This window comes from Caballeronia sp. LZ034LL (genome assembly GCF_031451215.1).
Taxonomy (GTDB): Bacteria; Pseudomonadota; Gammaproteobacteria; order Burkholderiales; family Burkholderiaceae; genus Caballeronia.
In genome coordinates this window covers 1,215,677-1,233,735 of sequence record NZ_JARUXR010000003.1, presented here as the reverse complement: position 1 = coordinate 1,233,735, position 18,059 = coordinate 1,215,677, and the positions used below count along the sequence as shown (strand labels likewise).

Annotated in this window: 16 protein-coding genes and 1 pseudogene; 5 read left to right on the top strand and 12 right to left on the bottom strand. The window is 64.4% G+C overall.

From position 1 onward, the window contains the following. Positions 1 to 4: 4 nt before the first annotated feature. Positions 5 to 667, bottom strand: coding sequence for an aspartate/glutamate racemase family protein (locus tag QCE83_RS26770; protein WP_309818413.1), 663 nt, complete (start codon positions 665 to 667; stop codon positions 5 to 7). 10 nt (positions 668 to 677) lie between these two features. Then, positions 678 to 1,622 (bottom strand): glutamate cyclase domain-containing protein, encoded by a 945-nt coding sequence (locus QCE83_RS26765; RefSeq protein ID WP_309818410.1) that lies wholly within the window; start codon positions 1,620 to 1,622, stop codon positions 678 to 680. Positions 1,623 to 1,857: 235 nt separating this feature from the next. On the opposite strand from QCE83_RS26765, the gene QCE83_RS26760 reads away from it, so the two are divergent. Then, on the top strand, positions 1,858 to 2,679 hold the full coding sequence (locus QCE83_RS26760; RefSeq protein ID WP_309818408.1) for a GntR family transcriptional regulator: 822 nt from the start codon (positions 1,858 to 1,860) through the stop codon (positions 2,677 to 2,679). Between the two features lie 31 nt (positions 2,680 to 2,710). Here QCE83_RS26760 and QCE83_RS26755 read toward each other — a convergent pair whose 3' ends face one another. From QCE83_RS26755 to QCE83_RS26715, 9 genes are all read right to left on the bottom strand, one after another. Continuing rightward, a complete protein-coding gene (locus tag QCE83_RS26755; RefSeq protein ID WP_309818406.1) occupies positions 2,711 to 3,091 on the bottom strand; it encodes a DUF1090 domain-containing protein in 381 nt (126 codons plus the stop codon). 65 nt (positions 3,092 to 3,156) lie between these two features. Then, complete coding sequence (locus QCE83_RS26750) at positions 3,157 to 4,101, bottom strand: dihydrodipicolinate synthase family protein (RefSeq protein ID WP_309818404.1); 945 nt, start codon at positions 4,099 to 4,101, stop codon at positions 3,157 to 3,159. 179 nt (positions 4,102 to 4,280) lie between these two features. Further along, positions 4,281 to 5,048, bottom strand: a complete 768-nt coding sequence (locus QCE83_RS26745) for an AraC family transcriptional regulator (protein WP_309818400.1) — start codon at positions 5,046 to 5,048, stop codon at positions 4,281 to 4,283. Between the two features lie 45 nt (positions 5,049 to 5,093). Then, on the bottom strand, positions 5,094 to 6,353 hold the full coding sequence (locus QCE83_RS26740; protein ID WP_309818398.1) for an FAD-dependent oxidoreductase: 1,260 nt from the start codon (positions 6,351 to 6,353) through the stop codon (positions 5,094 to 5,096). Between the two features lie 5 nt (positions 6,354 to 6,358). Beyond that, positions 6,359 to 6,619, bottom strand: coding sequence for a 2Fe-2S iron-sulfur cluster-binding protein (locus QCE83_RS26735; protein ID WP_309818396.1), 261 nt, complete (start codon positions 6,617 to 6,619; stop codon positions 6,359 to 6,361). Further along, positions 6,612 to 7,835: an FAD-dependent oxidoreductase gene (locus QCE83_RS26730; RefSeq protein ID WP_309818394.1), complete on the bottom strand. Its 1,224-nt coding sequence runs from the start codon at positions 7,833 to 7,835 to the stop codon at positions 6,612 to 6,614. The genes QCE83_RS26735 and QCE83_RS26730 overlap by 8 nt, the downstream gene beginning before the upstream one ends. After that, positions 7,817 to 8,776: a 4-hydroxyproline epimerase gene (locus tag QCE83_RS26725; RefSeq protein ID WP_309818392.1), complete on the bottom strand. Its 960-nt coding sequence runs from the start codon at positions 8,774 to 8,776 to the stop codon at positions 7,817 to 7,819. Before QCE83_RS26725 ends, QCE83_RS26730 begins: the two co-directional genes overlap by 19 nt. A gap of 185 nt (positions 8,777 to 8,961) precedes the next feature. After that, positions 8,962 to 10,200: an amidohydrolase family protein gene (locus QCE83_RS26720; protein WP_309818389.1), complete on the bottom strand. Its 1,239-nt coding sequence runs from the start codon at positions 10,198 to 10,200 to the stop codon at positions 8,962 to 8,964. An 8-nt stretch (positions 10,201 to 10,208) separates the two neighbouring features. Further along, entirely contained in the window at positions 10,209 to 11,522 is a 1,314-nt protein-coding gene (locus QCE83_RS26715; RefSeq protein WP_309818388.1) for an MFS transporter, read from the bottom strand. 202 nt (positions 11,523 to 11,724) lie between these two features. On the opposite strand from QCE83_RS26715, the pseudogene QCE83_RS35180 reads away from it, so the two are divergent. After that, a pseudogene (locus QCE83_RS35180) lies at positions 11,725 to 11,949 on the top strand (response regulator); the annotation flags it as partial. Positions 11,950 to 11,976: 27 nt separating this feature from the next. Here the strand turns inward: QCE83_RS35180 and QCE83_RS26710 are convergent. Continuing rightward, the gene (locus QCE83_RS26710; protein WP_309818766.1) at positions 11,977 to 12,498 is read right to left on the bottom strand and encodes an ATP-binding protein; all 522 of its coding nucleotides are present in this window, start codon (positions 12,496 to 12,498) and stop codon (positions 11,977 to 11,979) included. A 259-nt stretch (positions 12,499 to 12,757) separates the two neighbouring features. Between QCE83_RS26710 and QCE83_RS26705 the strand changes: the two genes are divergently transcribed. From QCE83_RS26705 to QCE83_RS26695, 3 genes are all read left to right on the top strand, one after another. Beyond that, on the top strand, positions 12,758 to 15,034 hold the full coding sequence (locus QCE83_RS26705; protein ID WP_309818385.1) for a multicopper oxidase domain-containing protein: 2,277 nt from the start codon (positions 12,758 to 12,760) through the stop codon (positions 15,032 to 15,034). Between the two features lie 81 nt (positions 15,035 to 15,115). Then, entirely contained in the window at positions 15,116 to 15,586 is a 471-nt protein-coding gene (locus QCE83_RS26700; RefSeq protein WP_309818383.1) for a VOC family protein, read from the top strand. 110 nt (positions 15,587 to 15,696) lie between these two features. Next, complete coding sequence (locus QCE83_RS26695; RefSeq protein ID WP_309818381.1) at positions 15,697 to 18,057, top strand: bifunctional salicylyl-CoA 5-hydroxylase/oxidoreductase; 2,361 nt, start codon at positions 15,697 to 15,699, stop codon at positions 18,055 to 18,057. The last annotated feature ends 2 nt before the right edge of the window (positions 18,058 to 18,059 follow it).

Here is an 18,059-nt window from a genome sequence, read left to right as displayed (position 1 = left end):
TCCCCTACAGTCCGAGACGGCTTCTGAGTCGCCGCACCGCGCTCTCCGGCGCAGCAAACACCGGCACGCGAACCGCCGCGCTGACCCGCTCCAGCGCGCGCGACGTCGAGAAATGCGCGAGCAACACGGCGTCGTAGCCGTCGAGCTTCGCGGCTTCACGCGCCACGAGTTCGTTGTGCGCGTCCGCATCGCCGGCACGCAGGCGCGTCATTGCATCGGCGACGACGAAGGTGTCCAGCGTCGCCTCCACGCCGAGCCGCGCGGCCTCCTCCGCGAACTCGGCCTGCATCGTCGGCAACGCGGGCGCGAACGTGGCGAGCATCGCGAACCGCCGTCCGCATGCGAGCGCATCCTGGAGCATCGCGTCGTTCGGCTTGCAGACCGGCACCGGCAACGCGCGGTCCGCAGCCTCGATGGCCGGCCCGAACGCCGAACACGTCGCGAGGATCGCATCGGCGCCGGTAGCGTGGGCGTAGCGCACCAGATCGACGAAGCGCTGCGCGAGCGCCGGCGTCAGCTCCTCGGACTGCGCGCGGGCGGTGGTCAGGCCGTCGTCGAGCAGGTTCGACAGGCGCGCTTCCGGCCACATCGAAGCGAACGCCCGCGCAACCGGTTCGATCGCCACCGGCGTGGCATGCAGCAGGACAATGGACGGGTCGGGTCGCATGAGCGTTGCCTCAGACCGGGACGCCCGACGCCGCACCGCGCGCGACCAGCGCACTGATGCCGTCGATGATCGCTACGTGATCCTCCAGCGGCAGGCGGTCGATCGTCATTTGCAACTGGCCGAGCCGGTCCACACGGCTGTCGTCGATAGCCTGTCCGATCTGCACTGCCGCCTCCAGCACCTGATGTTCGAAGGCGCCGTTGAAGTGCTTCAGCAGGCGCGTCGCGAGTTCGGGCCGCAAGCCCGCGATTGCGCCCAGCAGTCCATACGCGCCCCAGTTGGCGACGCCCGACACGATCAGATAGTCCGCCGGGGTGCGCGCGGCGATCAGCGGCCCGTTCGGAATGTCCTGCTCGACGATCTCCTTCGGCAACACGCCCATGCCGATCTCGTTGCCGCCGTCGCCGATGCCGATGGTCTTCCACGGCGCGGTCCAGCCTTCATCGGTGAAGAGATAGTCGAGCGCGGCGGTGTCGTCGGAGATGTCCCAGCCGTGCTCGCGATGCGCACGTCCGTCCGAGCCGAGCGCGCAGCGTTCGATGGCGACCAGGTGCGTGAGCGGATGCTCCGCCGCTTCGAGCCGCGCGCGGAGATCACGCACTGCCGTATCGTCGACCGCCACGACTTCCAGTGCCACCTTGCCCGGCAGCACTTTTGTCACGGCCCATGCGGCTTTGGCGCAGGGCGCATCGGTGATGACGGTCACACGAATGCCCGCTTCGACGAGACCCGCGGCCAGTTGCGCCATGCCGTTGAGCCCGTCGGTTTCCGGCGAAGGCGGCTCGGCATGGCGCACGAAGAATCCGCACACGATGCCGACATGCGGCGAGGCATGCGTCGCGATGGACTCGGCCGCGCGCGCGAGGTTGCCCCTGGCGAATGCCACGAGACGGCTGATGTCGCGCCGGACCTTTTGTCCGACGAGCGTTTCGATGCCTTCAATGATTTCTGTCATGCGATGTCCCTGTTCTTCGAGTCGTGGAAGCGGCGTTCAGGCGCACCTCGAAGGCCGCACCGAAGCACCGTTGGAACAAACATAGCACGCTAATATACGTGGCGTATACTTTTTAAAATAACGTGTTCTGAGGTCGCTCGAAGGCTTTCATGACGCGGATTCCGGGTCGATACGGAATTTCTATATACTTGCCGTATATGTAAATTCCGACGATCGGTCGCAGGAGAGCAGGTTCATGCCCAGAACACGTGCCGCAACGGCAAAGAGCGCGCGTAAGACCACCACGCGAAAGAAGGGTGACGAGAAGGCGCAGGCCTTGCCGGAGGACGCCGTCGACGGCGCGGCAGGAGAAGCGTCGATGAGCCAGACCGATGCCGCGGTGAACGCCATCCGGTCCCGCATCATCGACTTGTCGATTCCGCCGGGCAGCCGTATCGACGAACCGATGCTGCTCAACGACTTCATGCTCGGCCGCACGCCCGCGCGGGAGGCGGTCAACCGGCTGGTGGCGGAAGGCTTCGTGAATATCCTGCCGAATCGCGGCGGGACCTTTGTGCGCAAGCTGGACTTCGAGGAGATCGGCGAAATTCTGGTCGCGCATCAGCTGGCGGAGAACATCCTCGCGCAACTGATGCGGTTCGAACCGGGACTGGCCGACGACCTGTCAGCCATCCAGGCGCAGTATGTGAAGCAGGTGGAAGCGCGCGCGTTCCTCAACATCACCGCGCTGAACGAGCGCTTCCATATGCGGATGAATCAGGCAGTACGCAACGGCTTCTTCTATGAGTTCGCGCAATCGACGCACCGTCATGTCCGGCGGTTGCTGGTGCATCTCTACAAGATGGAAGCCGAAGCAACGCCGGACGAACAGAACGCACAGTTCGACCTGAACCTGCGCGAACACGAGCAGATCATCGATATCGTGAAGCGCAAGGATCGCGCGGCGCTGGTGCAGTATCTCCCTGCGCACGCGCGGGCGACGCAGGATCGCTTCCTGCATCTGCTTGAAAGCCGCAACGCGCCGCACTTCGAGCTGGATATGAAGACGCCTGAATGAGGGTCGCCTCGTCAGGCGCCGGCAGCTAGCGTTACTGCGCCGCTTCCGCCTGCGCGCGTTCGAGATCCGCGTGGGCGTCATCGACCTTTCTCTGACGCTCGGCGATTTTCTTCGCGCTCTTGCCGTCCGCTTTCGCCTCGCGCAAATCGCGCTCGCGTTCAGCCAGCTTCTGCTGAGCCTGCGTCACCTTGCGTTGCGCCTGGTCTTTGAGCAAGGCATCGGTGCAATTCGCGTTCATTTGCGCGAGCGCGGTTTCCAGTCCATCGACGCGCTGCTTGTTGCCATGCGCCTGGGCGTAGGCAATCTCCTGCTCCAGTGAACGGCGCTTGGCGTCGCAGCCGCCTGCCTGCGCGTGGCACACCACAGGAAGCAGCGCGATGCCGAATGCAATGGCTCTTTTGGCGATGTTCAAAAGACGGCTCCAGAGGAAAAAGCAGCCGCGTGAACACGTCACGCGGCCCGTACGAATAACACGCGTCAGGCGATCACTTCCTTCGACCACCCCGCGAACCACTTGCGGAACAGATCGTACTGCGTCTCGGCATAGCGGCGCTGGGCTTCGCTGAGCGCATCGGTTTCGTTGAAGTGCAGCGTGTACTCCTTGTCACCGTTGAGCACCATCAGGTACTTGTAGTACAGCACCAGATCGGTTCCTTCGTCGAACGACGACAGCACGGCAAGCGCCGCCTCGAGTTCCCGCGCCTGGCGACGCGCGGTGACATCGCCCTTTGCCGCCTTGCCGCACAGGTCCACCAGCAGCAGCACTTCACGCGGCAGCGCGTTGCCGATACCGGTGATCGCGCCCGTCGCGCCGCAGTTGACGAAACCATGGAAGACCTGCGTATCGACGCCTACCATCAGCGTGACGGTGTCGTCCTGGCTGGTGATGTGCTCGGCGGCATAGCGCATGTCCGCGGCGCCGCCGAATTCCTTGAAGCCGATCAGATTCGGGTACTTCGCGCGCAGTTCGAAGAACAGGTCAGCGCGCGTGGCGAAACCGTAGTACGGGCTGTTGTAGATCACGGCCGGAAGCGCGGGAGCCGCTTCGAGAATCGCGGAGAAATGCGCCTTCTGCGCAGCGGGCGACGCGCCGCGCGACAGCACACGCGGAATCACCATCAGGCCGTGTGCGCCGACCTTGGCCGCATGCGCCGCATGCGACACCGCTTCCTTCGAGTTCACCGCACCCGTGCCGACGATGGTCGGCACACCGGCGGCCACGAGGCGCGCCACGCCTTCCTGGCGCTGCGCTTCGGTCAGGAGCGGCCAGTCGCCCATCGAGCCGCAGTAGACCACGGCGTTCATGCCCAGGCCGACGAGCTCGCGCCCTTTCGCGACGAGTGCGTCGTAGTCGGGCGTGCGCTCGGCCGTGCACGGCGTCATGAGCGCCGGAATGGCGCCCGTGAAAATGTTCTTGCTCATGTGCTTCCTCTGGACGTTGAATGTTTCTGCATGGCGGGCGTGCCCGCGTGACGTTTCGGCGGCGGGTTCATGCCCTTGGCCATGATCTGAAGTATCGCCATTCAAAACGCCTGCGGCTTGCGTGCATTCGCGCCACGAAAAGACGAAATCGGCACAGTGGCGCGCGGCCTTCGTGGCCCCTAGCGACGCTCGGCGGTGCGCAGCAGCGCGCGGTACTGACTTGGCGTGATGCCCACCGTCGCCTTGAACTGACGCGTGAAGGCACTGTGGTCGTTATAGCCGCACTGCGTGGCGACGCCGGTGATGCTGTCGTCGCCTGCAAGCAGTCGCGACGCGGCATCGAGCCGGGTCTTCAGCAGCATCTGGCGCGGCGTGAGATGGAAGATCTTGTCGAAGTAGCGTTCCATCTGCGCCACCGACATGTCGATGAGCGTCGCCAGATCGGCGAGTCTCAGAGGCTGTGCGTAGTTTTCCTGGATATGCTGCGCGGCCACGGCGAGGCGGCGATACGCGGGATGCGTGTCCTCCGCCGCCCGCAGGTCGCGCGAGATGCCGGCCACGCCGAGGATGCGGCCTTGCGTATCGTGCAGCGGCACCTTCGAGGTCAGGCACCAGCCGGGCCGGCGTCCCGGGTAAGGATGCAGTTCGAGCTGATCGACGAGGCGGTTTTGCGAGCGCACGACATTTGCGTCCTGCGCCGTGTAGACCTCGCCGAAACGCGCCGGAAACACGTCCTCGGCGGTCTTGCCGAGCAAGGCTTCCTTCTTCTTCAGGCCGCAGCGCATCGCCAGCGTGCTGTTGACGATCAGATAGCGCGCCTCGTTGTCCTTGACGAAGAACACCACGTCGGGCATGGCGTCGAACAGCGGCTCAAGGAGCGAGAAATGAGCCACCATTTGCTGCATCGAGTGGTGTTCGGCGGCGGCGGGCAGAAGCATGTCGGGCATTGCGCTTTTGAGCGAATCAGTGAGCGGCGATTATGCCTTCGCTCATCATGCTTCGAGCAAGGTCCCGATGCGCGCCGGCGAGAACGGCGGACGCTGTCCTTCCGGTCCCCAGCCGAAGCAGAACGCAGCGGCCTCGCCGCAGATCCGGCCCTGGCACGGTCCCATGCCGCAGCGTGTCTGCAACTTCGCGTCCCGCCACGTCCGATACTGCGCCGCCTCGCCGAAGCGGACATCCTCGCAACGGCACAGGATCGTGTCGGGAGCCGCCACTGCGCGCAGTGACGGATCGAGCGCGAAGGCATCGTGCATGCGCCGTGCGAAACGCCGGTAGCGCGCGCGCTGCCCGAACAGTGCTTGCGCGTCATCGCGCTGACCGAGCGCTACATGCGCCGCGATCCGGCCTTCGAGCGCGGAAAGCTCCATGCCGCCGACGCCCGTGCATTCGCCGGCCGCAAGGACATGCGGCACCGAACTCGCCTGCCATTCGTCGACTTGCAAGGCAGTCGTGCCGTCCATCGTGGTCATGAGTTGGCAACCCAGCGCCAGCCCGGTCTGCGTGTTCGGCACGAGGCCATAGGCGCACGCAAGCCGGTCGCACGCGATCCTTATGTCTTCATTGCCACGCCGAATGCGCACGTGCGTGATGTGTGACTCGCCTTCCGCTTCAGCAACGTGAGCGCCGCAGTAATAAGGCGTCGCGCGCAGATCGAGGCGCATGCGCAACGCCTGAACGAGCTTCGCAGGCGTGCTTGCCAGCCCCACGGCGAAGCGTCTCACGTCGCCCGGAGCGGCTTGTTCGACAATGGCCGCCACCTGCGCGCCCTGCTCACGCGCGGTCACTGCCGCTGCCCAGAGCAACGGTCCGGTTCCGGCAATCACGATCCGCTCGCCCCGCACCGGCACGCCGCCCTTGATGAGCGCCTGCAATCCGCCCGCGCCCGTCACGCCCGGCAGCGTCCAGCCGGGATAAGGCAGGAAGCGCTCGCGTGCGCCGGTGGCGACGATCAGCTTTTCGTAGCCGATCCGGTATCCGCTCGATGCATCCTCGACGAGAAGCTGTCGCTCGGGCAATGCCTGAACCACGCGTGTCCCGCCGAGATGCGTAACGTTGCCGGAACGCGTGAGCCTATCGATGGCCGTTCGCGCCGCGCCCTTCGCAGGATGGTTCGGTCCCTGCCGCCAGATCTGGCCGCCGGGCAACGGATTGTCATCGACGAGCGCGACCTTCGCGCCCGCTTCGCCCGCCACGCGTGCAGCCTGCAATCCCGCCGGCCCCGCGCCGACGATCAGAATGTCGTACTTCATCCCAGTCAGTGTCCCGTCTCGATCGACATGTCCTGTGCACACACGGTCTGACAGGCGAGTCTGTGCCGCACGCCGTCGATCGTGACGCGGCATTCCTGGCATACGCCCATGCCGCACAGCGGAGCACGCGCCGCGCCGCTCACCGAGCGTCGCGTGATCCCATTCGCGCCGCCCGCCGCAAGCGCTACCGCCGCCGCGACCGAACTGCCGCGCACGACGCTGACACGATGTCCATCGATGAGCACCGTCAACTGCGTTTCAGACATGCGCGACTCCCTCGCTGACCCCGTGCACGGAACGCGTATCGCCGAAGCGCGCCGGCAGGAAAGGCGTCGCGTCGATGGGCAAGCTGCCCTGCGCGCCCGTCATCTGCGCGGCAATCAGCTTCGCGGTCCCGAGCGCGGTCGTCACGCCGAGCCCTTCATGACCCGTCGCGAGCCACAGCGGCACGGTCTGTGCACCATCCGCCGGGCCAATCAGCGGCAGACCGTCGCTTGTGGCGGGCCGGAAACCGGTCCACGCGCGGATTGCATTGAGCGTCGGCAGTTGCGGCAGATACTCGCTCGCGCGTCGCAGCATGCGCGCCAGAATGGCCGGCTCGATGGCCGGATCGACGCTGTCGAACTGTCGCGACGAACCGATCAGCAACTGCCCGGTCGGACGCGGCTGCACATTGAACGCCACCGAGGTGCCGGTCGTGTTGTGCGCGCTCTTGATGTAGCCGAGTTCGAGAATCTGATGGCGGATGGTGCCGGGATAGCGGTCGGTGATGAGCAGATGCCCTTTCTTGGCCTGCATCGGCAGACCGGGCAGCAGTTCCGTGGCCTGCAGACCGTTGGCAAGCAGCACCGCGCCCGCGCACAGGCGTTCGCCATCGGCGAGCATCACGCCGTCGCCGGTGAGCCGCGTGACCTGCACGCCAGTCCGGCAAGCAATGCTTCCACGCCCCGACGACGCGCCCATGTCCGGCACATTGCCAAGCAGCCACGCGGCCGCCGAGGGCGCGTAGACCACGGCATCGTCGGGGACGATCATGCCGCCGCGCAAGCCGTCCCGCAAAAACGGCTCCGCCTCGCGCAACTGCTGCGCGTCGAGCATCTCGCACGCAATGCCCTGACGCATCAACGCATCCCGGCGTTCGGCGGCGAGATCGTATTCCTCGTCGTCGGCGGCGACCCAGACGGTGCCGCAACGCACGAATGCCTGCCGCGCATCGAGGCGCGGCGCGAGATCGAGCCACAGGCGCCGCGACCACGAAGAGAGCGCGAACTCGGCCGGCGTATCGTCCATGACCACGACATGGCCCATGCCCGCCGCCGTCACGCCGCCGCCGATGCCCGCGCGATCCAGCACCAGCACATCCGCGCCCTGCAGCGCGAGTTCATGCGCGCACGCCGCCCCGACAATGCCCGCGCCCACCACGATCACATCCGGATGCCGAAGCCCCGACCCGGCACTCATGGTCACGTGCGGATGCCCCATGCGAAGGGATCGTCGTTCGAGAAGATCAGCCGCGCTTCGGCGTTCACGTGCGCGGTACCGCGAATGCTGGGCCGGATGAAGCCCGGCGCGAGTGTGTCGTCGCGTTCATGGCTTGCCTCGAACACGCTGCCGACGATGCTCTCCTGCCGCCAAGACACACCCGGCGCGAGCAACCCGTCCGCCGCGAGGCACGCGATCTTGGCGCTCGTGCCCGTGCCGCAGGGCGACCGGTCGTAGGCCTTGCCGGGACAGAGCACGAAATTGCGGCTGTCGATGCCGGGCGTGGGCGAATCCGCGAACAGTTCGATATGGTCGATGAGCGCGCCGTCTGCGCCCGTCACGCCGTTCGCTTCGAGCGCGGCACGGATGGCCCACGTGACGTCGGTGAGCGCTTCCACGCGCGCGTGGTCGAGCGCCTGGCCATGATCGGCGACGAGGAAGAACCAGTTGCCGCCCCACGCGATGTCGCCATGCACGCGCCCGACGCCCGGCACATCGAGCGCCACGTCGGCCCGATAGCGATATGCGGGCACGTTGCGCACGGTCACGCTGGCGTCGTCATGCAGTTCGGCTTCGACGACGCCCACCGGCGTCTCGATCCGGTGCACGCCCGGCGCGATCCTGCCCAGATGCGCGAGCGAGGCAATCAGGCCGATGGTCCCATGACCGCACATGCCGAGATAGCCGACGTTGTTGAAGAAGATCACGCCCGCCGAACACGATGGATCGTGCGGTTCGCACAGCAGCGCGCCGACCATCACGTCCGAGCCGCGCGGCTCATTGACGACCGCTTCGCGCACGCGGTCGAAGTCGCGCTGGAAGATCGCGAGCCGTTCTGCGAGCGGACCGCGGCCGAGATCGGGACCGCCGGAGATCACGAGGCGCGTGGGTTCGCCGCCGGTATGCGAATCGACGATGTCGATATGAGAGAGTGTTTTCATGGCGAAAATCATAAGCAAGGGCCACCGCGCGGTCTTGGCGAAACACACCCGCGCCGATAACGATTTCGGCACAGCGGCGGCGCCGCGCGGCATCCATCAAACGGCGCCGCCCGCATGCCCGACGGATCCGGACGATGCGGACGATGCGGGCGGCGCAGGCATTGCAGCGAGCGTGAATGACCGCGTTACATCGGCGGCGCGTGCTTCACCCGCTTGCCGTTCTGGAACACGTACTCGATGCGCTCGGCGCCGTTCGCGACAGCCTCGATGTCCACGAGCGGATCGCCGTTGACCACCAGCACGTCTGCCAGCGCACCCGCCGCGATCACGCCCAGCTGACCCACGCGGTTCAGCACCTGCGCGCCGATGATCGTGGCCGAGCGCAGCGTTTCGAGATTGCCGATCACTTCCGAGCGAATGCGGAACTCGTTGCTTTGGAACTCCTGCATCTCGCCGAGCAGGTCGGAGCCGAAGCCCATCGGCACGCCGGCGTCACGGAAGATCTTCAGCGACTCGCGGCCCGCCACGCGCACGCCTTCGACCTTGGCGATCGAATCCGCCGAGAGCCCGAGCTTCTCGCCATACACGCCCAGCACGTCATAGGTGGCGAGCGTCGGCACGGCGTACGCGCCGTGTTCCTTCATGACCTTGGCAGCGGCTTCATCGACGAGATTGCCGTGCTCGATCGTGCGCGCGCCGCAGCGCACCGCGCGCGCAATGGCGCGGCCCGTGTAGGCATGCGCCATCACGTAGGTATTGGCCGCCTCGGCTTCCGCGACGATCGCGCGAATCTCGTCTTCCGAGTATTGCGTGTTGGCGATCGGATCGAACTCCGACGCCACGCCGCCCGATGCCATGATCTTGATCTGCGTCGCGCCGCGCAGGATTTCCTCGCGCGCCGCGAGCCGCACGTTGTCCACGCCATCCACCACGCGCGCAATGGCGCCCGCGCGGAAACAGCATGAACACGGCTCGAAGGTATCGCTGCGCGGACGGAAGTCGCCGTGGCCGCCCGTTTGCGACAGCGCCTTGCCCGACGGGAAGATGCGCGGCCCCGGAATCAGCCCCGACTCGACCGCATGCATGAGCGCCCAGTCCGCGCCGCCCGCGTCGCGCACGGTCGTGAAGCCGCGCGTGAGCATCGCGTCGAGCAGCGGCAAGGCGCGAATGGTGGCGAGAATGTTCGGCTGGGCGGCATTGGTGCCCAGATTCGCGTTCGACGCCAGCACGTGCACGTGACAGTCGATGAAGCCGGGCATCACGGTCTTGCCCTTCACGTCGATGACCTGCGCATCGTTGAATTCGGCGCGGCCGTCGGTGACCTCGACGATGCGATTGCCCTCGATGACCACCGAATACCCTTCCAGGTACGCCCCTTTCTCCAGATCGAGGACGTTACCGTTCTTCAAAACCGTAATGGACATGCACTCTCCTAGTTTGCGACGGCCAAGCGGTCGCGCTTGTCGCCCAGATAAAACGTTCCCGCCAGACTGACGGCGCAGGCGCACATCACGTAGAACGCGGGCGCCATGCTGCTGCCCGTCTTCGCGATGAGCCAGGTGATGAAGAACGGCGCGAAGCCGCCGAACATCATCACGGCAAAGTTATAAGCGACGGCAAGCCCGGTGGACAGCACGCGCGCCGGAAACAGATCGGCCATCGCGGTGAGGACCGGCGCCGTATAGACCGCAATGAGAAAGCCGAACACGGCCTGGAACACGAGCAGCGAACCGAGGCTCGGCGCGTTGACGACCCACGCGAACATCGGATAGGCGAGCAGCATGATGGCAAAGGCGGCGCCGGCGAGGAACGGGCGCTGGCCGAAGCGGTCCGCGAGCTTGCCGACGATCGGCGAGGCGACGAACAACACGAGTCCGCCCAGCATGCCGGAGATCAGCCCGGCCGATTGCGGCAGATGCAGCGACCGCACCGAATAGGTCGGCATGTAGTAGAGGAACACATAGCTGCTGACGGTCCAGAGGATGACCATCGAGAAGCTGGCGAAGGTCTGGCGCGGATAGGTGCGCACGATTTCCGTGAGCGGCGAATGGGTCTTTTCCTTCTCGCTCATGGCGCTGTAGACGGGCGTTTCCTCCAGACGGCTGCGGATGAAGTAGCCGACCGGGCCGATCAGGATGCCCAGCAGGAACGGAATGCGCCAGCCCCATGCATTGAGCGCCGCGGGTTCGAGCAAGGACGTCACCAGCGTGCCAATGCCGGTCCCCACCAACACCGCGAAGCCGATGCTCGCCTGGATCCAGCTCGCATAGTAGGTGCGGCTCTCCGGCGGCGAGTACTCGGTGAGGAACGCCGTGGCGCCGCCCATTTCCCCGCCCGCCGAGAAGCCTTGCAGCAGCCGCGCGACGACGATCAGCAGCGGCGCCGCGACGCCGATCGTTTCGTACGAAGGCGTGAGGCCGAGAATGCCGGTGCCGAGCGCCATCAGGACGATGGTCAGCGAGAGCGCGAACTTGCGGCCGACCCGGTCCGAGAGCACGCCAAGAACGATGCCGCCGACCGGACGCATGACGAAGCCCACGCCGAACGTCGCGACGGCCATCAGCAGCGAGGACAGGTCGTCGCCGGTGGGAAAGAACTGCTTGGCGATGGTCACCGCGAAGAAGCTGTAGACGGTCCAGTCGAACCATTCGAAGCCGTTGCCGATGATCGTTGCAAAGATGGCGCGACGGCGATACGAGGCGAGCGCCTTCTCATCGTGCGGCTTCTGCGAAATACCGTTTGCCATAACCGATGGTCTCAGATAGGGATGTTGATTCGGGACGGATGTCCTGCGATGAAAACGGATAGTAAGGAGCCGAATTTGGCCCGTCTTGCGCGATCGCCTCGCAAGGGTTGACGAATTCGGCATAGTCCCGGGCATGCGGCACATCGTCCTGCCGGCACCGCTAGGCGCGTGTACCATGCTTTGAGCTTCGGCATAACTTGCCCTGGCGCAAGGCACGCAGCTCGCGACGCAGGATCATCCGGACATCGTCTTCCTCGCTCTCGAACTGCCCGACGGCCACGGCTGCGAGGGCCTCGTCCGCCTGAAGGACCCGCGGCCTGCCTTGCCCGTGGTCGTGATCTCCGCCGATGAACGCGTGGAGACCGTCAGCCGCTGCATCGAACGGCGCGCTAAGGGTTATGTGCCGAAGTCGTTCTCGCCTTCGGCGCGGCATGCCGCGATCGGCGCCGTGCTCTCAGGGGGCGTGTTCCTGCCGGCCATGAGCATCGCCGGCATGAGACGCGCGTTCGAAGCCGGTCAGGAGCCGGAGCCGCCAGCGCGGGAAGCACACGCGCCGTGGGACGCGCCAGGTTTTGGACTCACGCCCAGGGAATTCATCGCACAGCAGCACGTAAAGGCCGTCGAGATCGCGCGCGTTGGCTGAGATGGCCGTCTCGCTCGCGCACGCCGCAGGCTTCGCTTCGGACATTCTTGCGTAGAGCGAAAAGCGCGACCCGCGCCCTTCCACGGAGGCGAAGCTCATCCCGTGTCCCGACTGAATGCGGATCACACGCTGCACGATCGACAACCCCAGCCCCAATCCCCTCGAGCGGTTGCGACCCGGATTGTTGATCTGGAAATACTCGGCAAAGATCGCCTCGCGATGCACCTGCGCGATGCCGATTCCCGTGTCGCGCACATCGATGCGCAACCAGTCGTCGAGCCGTACCCAGCGTCCATGCAATCCGACACGCCCGCTCCCCTCACGCGCGAACAGGCCGAATTCCAGAACAGCGCCCAGGCTGCGGAGATGCGCGAGATTTACCGGGGAGGTAGTTGAGAAGCTTCATGAGGCCAATGCACGCCCAAAAAACGGCAATAAAGAAGTGAAAAAACAGCCGCGTCGCGGTGCACGAAAAAGCTATGTGCGTTTCCCCACGTTGGAGAATCGATAGCCGCGCGACGCAATGTGTAATTACCTAATCTCCCTTTGCGCGGATGAGCGATCGCAATGAATCGCAACGAGGAGAGAGGTTATGAAAACCATTCTATCGATGGTCAAGGCATGCCACGCTCTGATCTTCGCGCTTGCGGTCATGCCTGGGTTATGTTTCGCCCAGGCTAACCTGAACGCACGTTCATTCACCGATGTTGACGACACCGCCGACAGCACGGCCGACAACACAGTCGTATCGACTTCGAACGGACTCGCTTCGATCATCCAGCGCCTGCAATGCGCAGCGGGGCTGAATCCATCCGGCAATACCGCAAGCGTTTCCCTGACGGCGCAAATGGCGACGTACCAGCTCTACAACCCGTCGACGAACGCATTCGATACGGTGAACATGCGCTCGTACAACGGCTGTCCGGTGGGGCCAACCATCAGCATCAAGACCGGGTCGACGCTCACGCTCAACTTCACGAACAACCTGCCAAAAAACCTGGCGGATACCTGCCCGGCGAGCGACAATCCGAAGACCGAGCACATCACGCCGCATTGCTTCAACGACACGAACATCCACACGCACGGCCTGCATGTCTCGCCGATGGATCCTGCCGACAACGTGCTGCTCACGGTCCATCCGAAAGCCGATGTCCAGGCCAACCCTGCGCTGGGCGCGTATCAGCACAAGTACGTGTACAAGATTCCTTCCGATCATCCGTCGGGGACGTTCTGGTATCACGCGCACCTGCATGGCTCGACGGCTATCGACGTATCGAGCGGCATGGCCGGCGTGCTGATCGTGCGCGGCTCGCGGCAGGCGCGCAGCACTCAGGCAGGCAGCGCGGATATCGACACGATACTCAAGCGCCGTCTGCTCCCGCTGCCGCTGCGTGAACATGTCCTGCTGTTCCAGCAGATCGAGTACGCGTGCTTCTCCGATGCCACCTCCACCACGCCCCTGCTCGATTCCACGACCGGCGAGTGGAGCTGCCCGGCGGGCAAGATCGGGCAGATTCGCGGCTATACCAATCAACTCGGCTTTATCTTCGATACACGCGTGGGCCAGCCGCCCGGCGCCAATTCATCGTGGATCGTCTCGGGGCACTACACGCAGATCAACGGCGTAGTGCAGCCGGTCTTTCCGAGTGCGCTGACCTTCGTGCCGGCAGGCGAGGTGCGCCGCTTTCGCATGGTGCATGGCGGTAATCGCGACACGATCAACGTGAAGATCGTGCGTGCGAATCTCGCGGTGCTCGGTGTGGCGGACTCGACTTCGCTGAGCGCGGCGCAAGTCAACGCCGCCACCAACACGGCCGCCAACGCACTCTCCAACTCGCGCACCAAGGCATCGCAAACCATCACGCTCGATCAGGTGTGCAGCGGCGAAGTCGTCAAGCAACTGGAATTCGCGGAAGACGGCATCACCATGACGAGCATGCTGGAAAAGGACGTCAACGCGATGAATCCCGGCTATCGTAGCGACGTGCTCGTGGCGTTCCCATCGCCGGGACTCTATTGCATTCTCGATGAAGCCGCGCCCAGTTCGCAGACCATCAACTTCCGGCCTACCGCGACCAAGGTCAAGGATCGGCGCTTGCTGTCGCTCGCGCGGGTCGGTCCCGGCGTGAACATCCCGAACACGACGGAAGGCAGTCACTCGAAGTACTGGGTCTATATCCGCAATCAGCTTGTCGCAGCCAATCCGCTGCTGCCGTCGACGGTCAAGAGCCAGTTGAATTCGCTTCAATTGACCGCCTTCGCGCCGACCGCCGAGGTGGATGGTCCGATCGAACAGGTGAACAATGCGACGTTCGACATCACGCTTCCGACCGGCTTCACCATCAATGGCGATGGCTACGATCCCGCAGCCATTCCCGTGACCGGTACGCTCGGCACGACCGATGAATGGAACATCACGGCGTCGCCTTTTGCTCCGCACATGTTCCATATCCATATCAACAAGTTCAAGATCATGGACATCAAGAATGGCACGACGTCCATCTTCGATGCGAACGGCGACTGCAACTCCGGAGAAGGCACCGATACCGAGTATTGCCATCTTAAGGGCGTGGTGCGCGACACGCTGTTCATCAAGGCGGGCTATACGCTCACCATGCGCACCGTCTACGAGGACTACACGGGCGAGTTCGTCATGCATTGCCATATCCTCGATCACGAAGACCGCGGCATGATGGAAAACGTGCAGGTGGTCACCAAAGGGCAAGCCATGCTGCAACGTCTGACGAGCCCCATCACGGCGATGTCGAAGGATGCGAACCGCTGGCTCGCGCGTCTGCGTGGCGAGGATGAAACGAAGCTTGCCCTCGCCTCATCGTTGTGTTCCGCAAGGGATTACGCACGACGTTGACCGAAGAAGCCTCCCGGCCGCGAGGCATAGAATGAGCAGGCGTTCACGCTTTTCATTCAATCCTCGCCCGGGAGTATCGACATGAACGAACTCTATCGTCCCAAAGGTTTGTCGAGCGCGGTGTCCTACCGCGATCCGAAACTCGGCTTTCGCTTTCTCGAAGCGGCATTCGGTTTCAAACCGCTGTTCGTGATCCTCGACGCCAGTGACGACTTCGTGCACGGCGAACTGACCTTCGGCGACTCGGTTGTCATGATCGGGCGCGAATGGAGCGACGATCATCGCAGCCCACATTCCATCGACGGCAAGAACACGCAATCGGTCCATGTGCAACTCGCGGAGGGCGAGGACGTGGACGCGCATTGCGAACACGCCCGTGCTGCAGGCGCCCTTATCGTTGCGGAGCCGGAGACGCAGTTCTACGGCGAGCGAACCTATCGCGCCAAAGATCCCGAAGGGCATATCTGGACGATCGGCGTGCTAGTGAAGAGGATGACGCCGAAGGAGTGGGACGCGGCGAGCGGGCTGGTTACGCGGGAACGGCTGGACTGAGCGCTCGACGCGCGCTTGCACCGGGAAATCCCTCCCGCCCATTTACTTGACATCTAAACTATTCGATTCTAAATTATCTCCACGAGCAAACGCGAACTGGAGAACCCGGCATGCGCATTGTCTGCATCGGCGGCGGCCCGGCGGGTCTGTACTTCGGCTTGTTGATGAAGCGCCGGCATCCCGCCAGCGAAGTCATCGTGGTCGAGCGCAACCGCCCCTACGACACCTTCGGCTGGGGCGTCGTCTTCTCCGATCAAACCCTCGGCAACCTGCGCGCCGCCGACGCACCCAGCGCCGAAGCCATCCTCGATGCCTTCAATCACTGGGACGACATCGAAGTCCATATCAACGGCAGCACGGTCCGCTCGTCGGGTCACGGCTTTTGCGGCATCGGAAGAAAACGTCTGCTCAATATCCTGCAGACGCGTTGTGAAGCACTCGGCGTCAAGCTCGTCTTCGAAACGCACGTCGTGAACGACGAAGACTACGAAGCCGATCTCATCGTCGCCTGCGACGGCGCCAACAGCGCGATCCGTCAGAAATACGCGTCCACGTATCAGCCGGATATCGACCTGCGCGACTGCCGCTTCGTCTGGCTCGGCACGAACAAGTGCTTCGACGCCTTCACGTTCGCGTTCGAAAAGACCGAATGGGGCTGGTTCCAGGCGCATGCGTATCGCTTCGACGAAAGCACCTCGACCTTCATCGTCGAAGCCCCGGAACGCGTCTGGCGCGCGGCAGGCCTCGCCGACATGAGCAAGGAAGAAGGCATCGCGTTCTGCGAAAAGCTCTTCTCCCGCTATCTCGACGGCCATCCGCTGATCTCCAACGCATCGCATCTGCGCGGCTCCGCGCAATGGATACGCTTTCCGCGTGTCGTGAATCGCGAGTGGGTTCACTGGAGAGAGGACGCAAACGGCAAGCGCACGCCCGTCGTCCTGATGGGCGATGCCGCGCATACCGCGCACTTTTCCATCGGCTCGGGAACGAAGCTCGCGCTGGAAGACGCGATCGAACTGGCGAACAGCATCGACACCGCGTTCGCCAAGCGTGAAGGCGATCTCGAAGGCGCGCTCGATCACTACACCCGCGTGCGCAGCGTGGACGTCCTGCGCATCCAGAACGCCGCGCGCAATTCGACCGAATGGTTCGAAAACGTGGATCGCTATGCGTCGTTCGAGCCGGAGCAATTCGCCTACTCGTTGCTGACCCGCTCGCAACGCATCTCGCACGAAAACCTGCGCGAGCGCGACGCGCGTTATCTTGCTTCGTTCGAAGACTGGCTCGCGGAGCGCTCGGGCATCGTGCGCGACACGATCCAACGCGCCGTCCCGCCGATGTTCACGCCCTTCACGCTGCGCGGCGTCACGCTGAAGAACCGCATCGTCGTATCGCCGATGGCGCAGTATTCCGCCGTCGATGGCATCGCGGGCGACTATCACCTGATGCATCTCGGCGCACGCGCCATGGGTGGTGCCGCGCTCGTGATGACGGAGATGACGTGCGTGTCAGCGGAGGCTCGCATCACGCCGGGATGCCCCGGCATGTACACGCCCGAACATTTCGCGGCGTGGCGGCGCATCGTCGGGTTCGTGCATGGGCAGTCGGACGCGAAGATCGGCATGCAGCTCGGTCACGCGGGCGCGAAGGCATCGACGCGGGTGGCCTGGGACGGCATCGATCAACCGCTTCCGGACGGCAACTGGCCGCTCGTCTCCGCATCGCCGCAGCAATATCTGCGCGACGTGAGCCAGTGGTCGCGCGAAGCTTCACATGACGATCTGCGCGAGATCGAGGCGCAATTCGTGCGCGCCACTCGCATGGCAGATGAAGCAGGCTTCGACTGGCTCGAGCTGCACTGCGCGCATGGCTATTTCCTGTCGAGCTTTCTGTCGCCACTGACGAACCATCGCACCGATGAATACGGCGGCTCGCTGGAGAACCGCTTGCGCTATCCGTTGCAGGTGTTCAGCGCGATGCGCGCCGTCTGGCCGCAGGGCAAACCGATGTCGGTCCGCATCTCGGCGCACGACTGGGTCGATGGCGGCACGACTCCCGACGATGCCGTGCAAATCGCACGCGCTTTCAAGGCGGCGGGCGCCGACATGATCGATGTCTCGTCGGGCCAAGTCAGCAAGGACGAGAAGCCGGTGTACGGGCGCATGTTCCAGACGCCCTTCGCCGACCGCGTCCGTAACGAGGCGGGCATCGCCACGATGGCAGTGGGCGCGATCTCCGAGGCGGATCACGTCAACAGCATCATCGCGGCCGGACGCGCCGACCTGTGCGCGGTGGCGCGCCCGCATCTGGCCAATCCATCGTGGACCTTGAACGAAGCCGCGAAGATCGGCTATTTCGATGTCGCGTGGCCCCGGCAATATGCCGCCGCGAAATCGCAACTCGAACGCAATCTGGAACGCGAGCGTGCCAGCGCCGCCGAACACGCGCAACGCGCTGAAGGAAGTGTCTGACC

Excerpts from the sequence above, each read along its gene's own strand:
- QCE83_RS26695 (WP_309818381.1), top strand. The coding sequence starts at position 15,697 with ATGCGCATTGTCTGCATCGGCGGCGGCCCGGCGGGTCTGTACTTCGGC.
- QCE83_RS26770 (WP_309818413.1), bottom strand. The coding sequence starts at position 667 with ATGCGACCCGACCCGTCCATTGTCCTGCTGCATGCCACGCCGGTGGCG.
- QCE83_RS26750 (WP_309818404.1), bottom strand. The coding sequence starts at position 4,101 with ATGAGCAAGAACATTTTCACGGGCGCCATTCCGGCGCTCATGACGCCG.
- QCE83_RS26735 (WP_309818396.1), bottom strand. The coding sequence starts at position 6,619 with ATGTCTGAAACGCAGTTGACGGTGCTCATCGATGGACATCGTGTCAGC.
- QCE83_RS26715 (WP_309818388.1), bottom strand. The coding sequence starts at position 11,522 with ATGGCAAACGGTATTTCGCAGAAGCCGCACGATGAGAAGGCGCTCGCC.
- QCE83_RS26745 (WP_309818400.1), bottom strand. The coding sequence starts at position 5,048 with ATGCCCGACATGCTTCTGCCCGCCGCCGCCGAACACCACTCGATGCAG.
- QCE83_RS26760 (WP_309818408.1), top strand. The coding sequence starts at position 1,858 with ATGCCCAGAACACGTGCCGCAACGGCAAAGAGCGCGCGTAAGACCACC.
- QCE83_RS26705 (WP_309818385.1), top strand. The coding sequence starts at position 12,758 with ATGAAAACCATTCTATCGATGGTCAAGGCATGCCACGCTCTGATCTTC.
- QCE83_RS26720 (WP_309818389.1), bottom strand. The coding sequence starts at position 10,200 with ATGTCCATTACGGTTTTGAAGAACGGTAACGTCCTCGATCTGGAGAAA.
- QCE83_RS26700 (WP_309818383.1), top strand. The coding sequence starts at position 15,116 with ATGAACGAACTCTATCGTCCCAAAGGTTTGTCGAGCGCGGTGTCCTAC.
- QCE83_RS26765 (WP_309818410.1), bottom strand. The coding sequence starts at position 1,622 with ATGACAGAAATCATTGAAGGCATCGAAACGCTCGTCGGACAAAAGGTC.
- QCE83_RS26740 (WP_309818398.1), bottom strand. The coding sequence starts at position 6,353 with ATGAAGTACGACATTCTGATCGTCGGCGCGGGGCCGGCGGGATTGCAG.
- QCE83_RS26730 (WP_309818394.1), bottom strand. The coding sequence starts at position 7,835 with ATGGGGCATCCGCACGTGACCATGAGTGCCGGGTCGGGGCTTCGGCAT.
- QCE83_RS26725 (WP_309818392.1), bottom strand. The coding sequence starts at position 8,776 with ATGAAAACACTCTCTCATATCGACATCGTCGATTCGCATACCGGCGGC.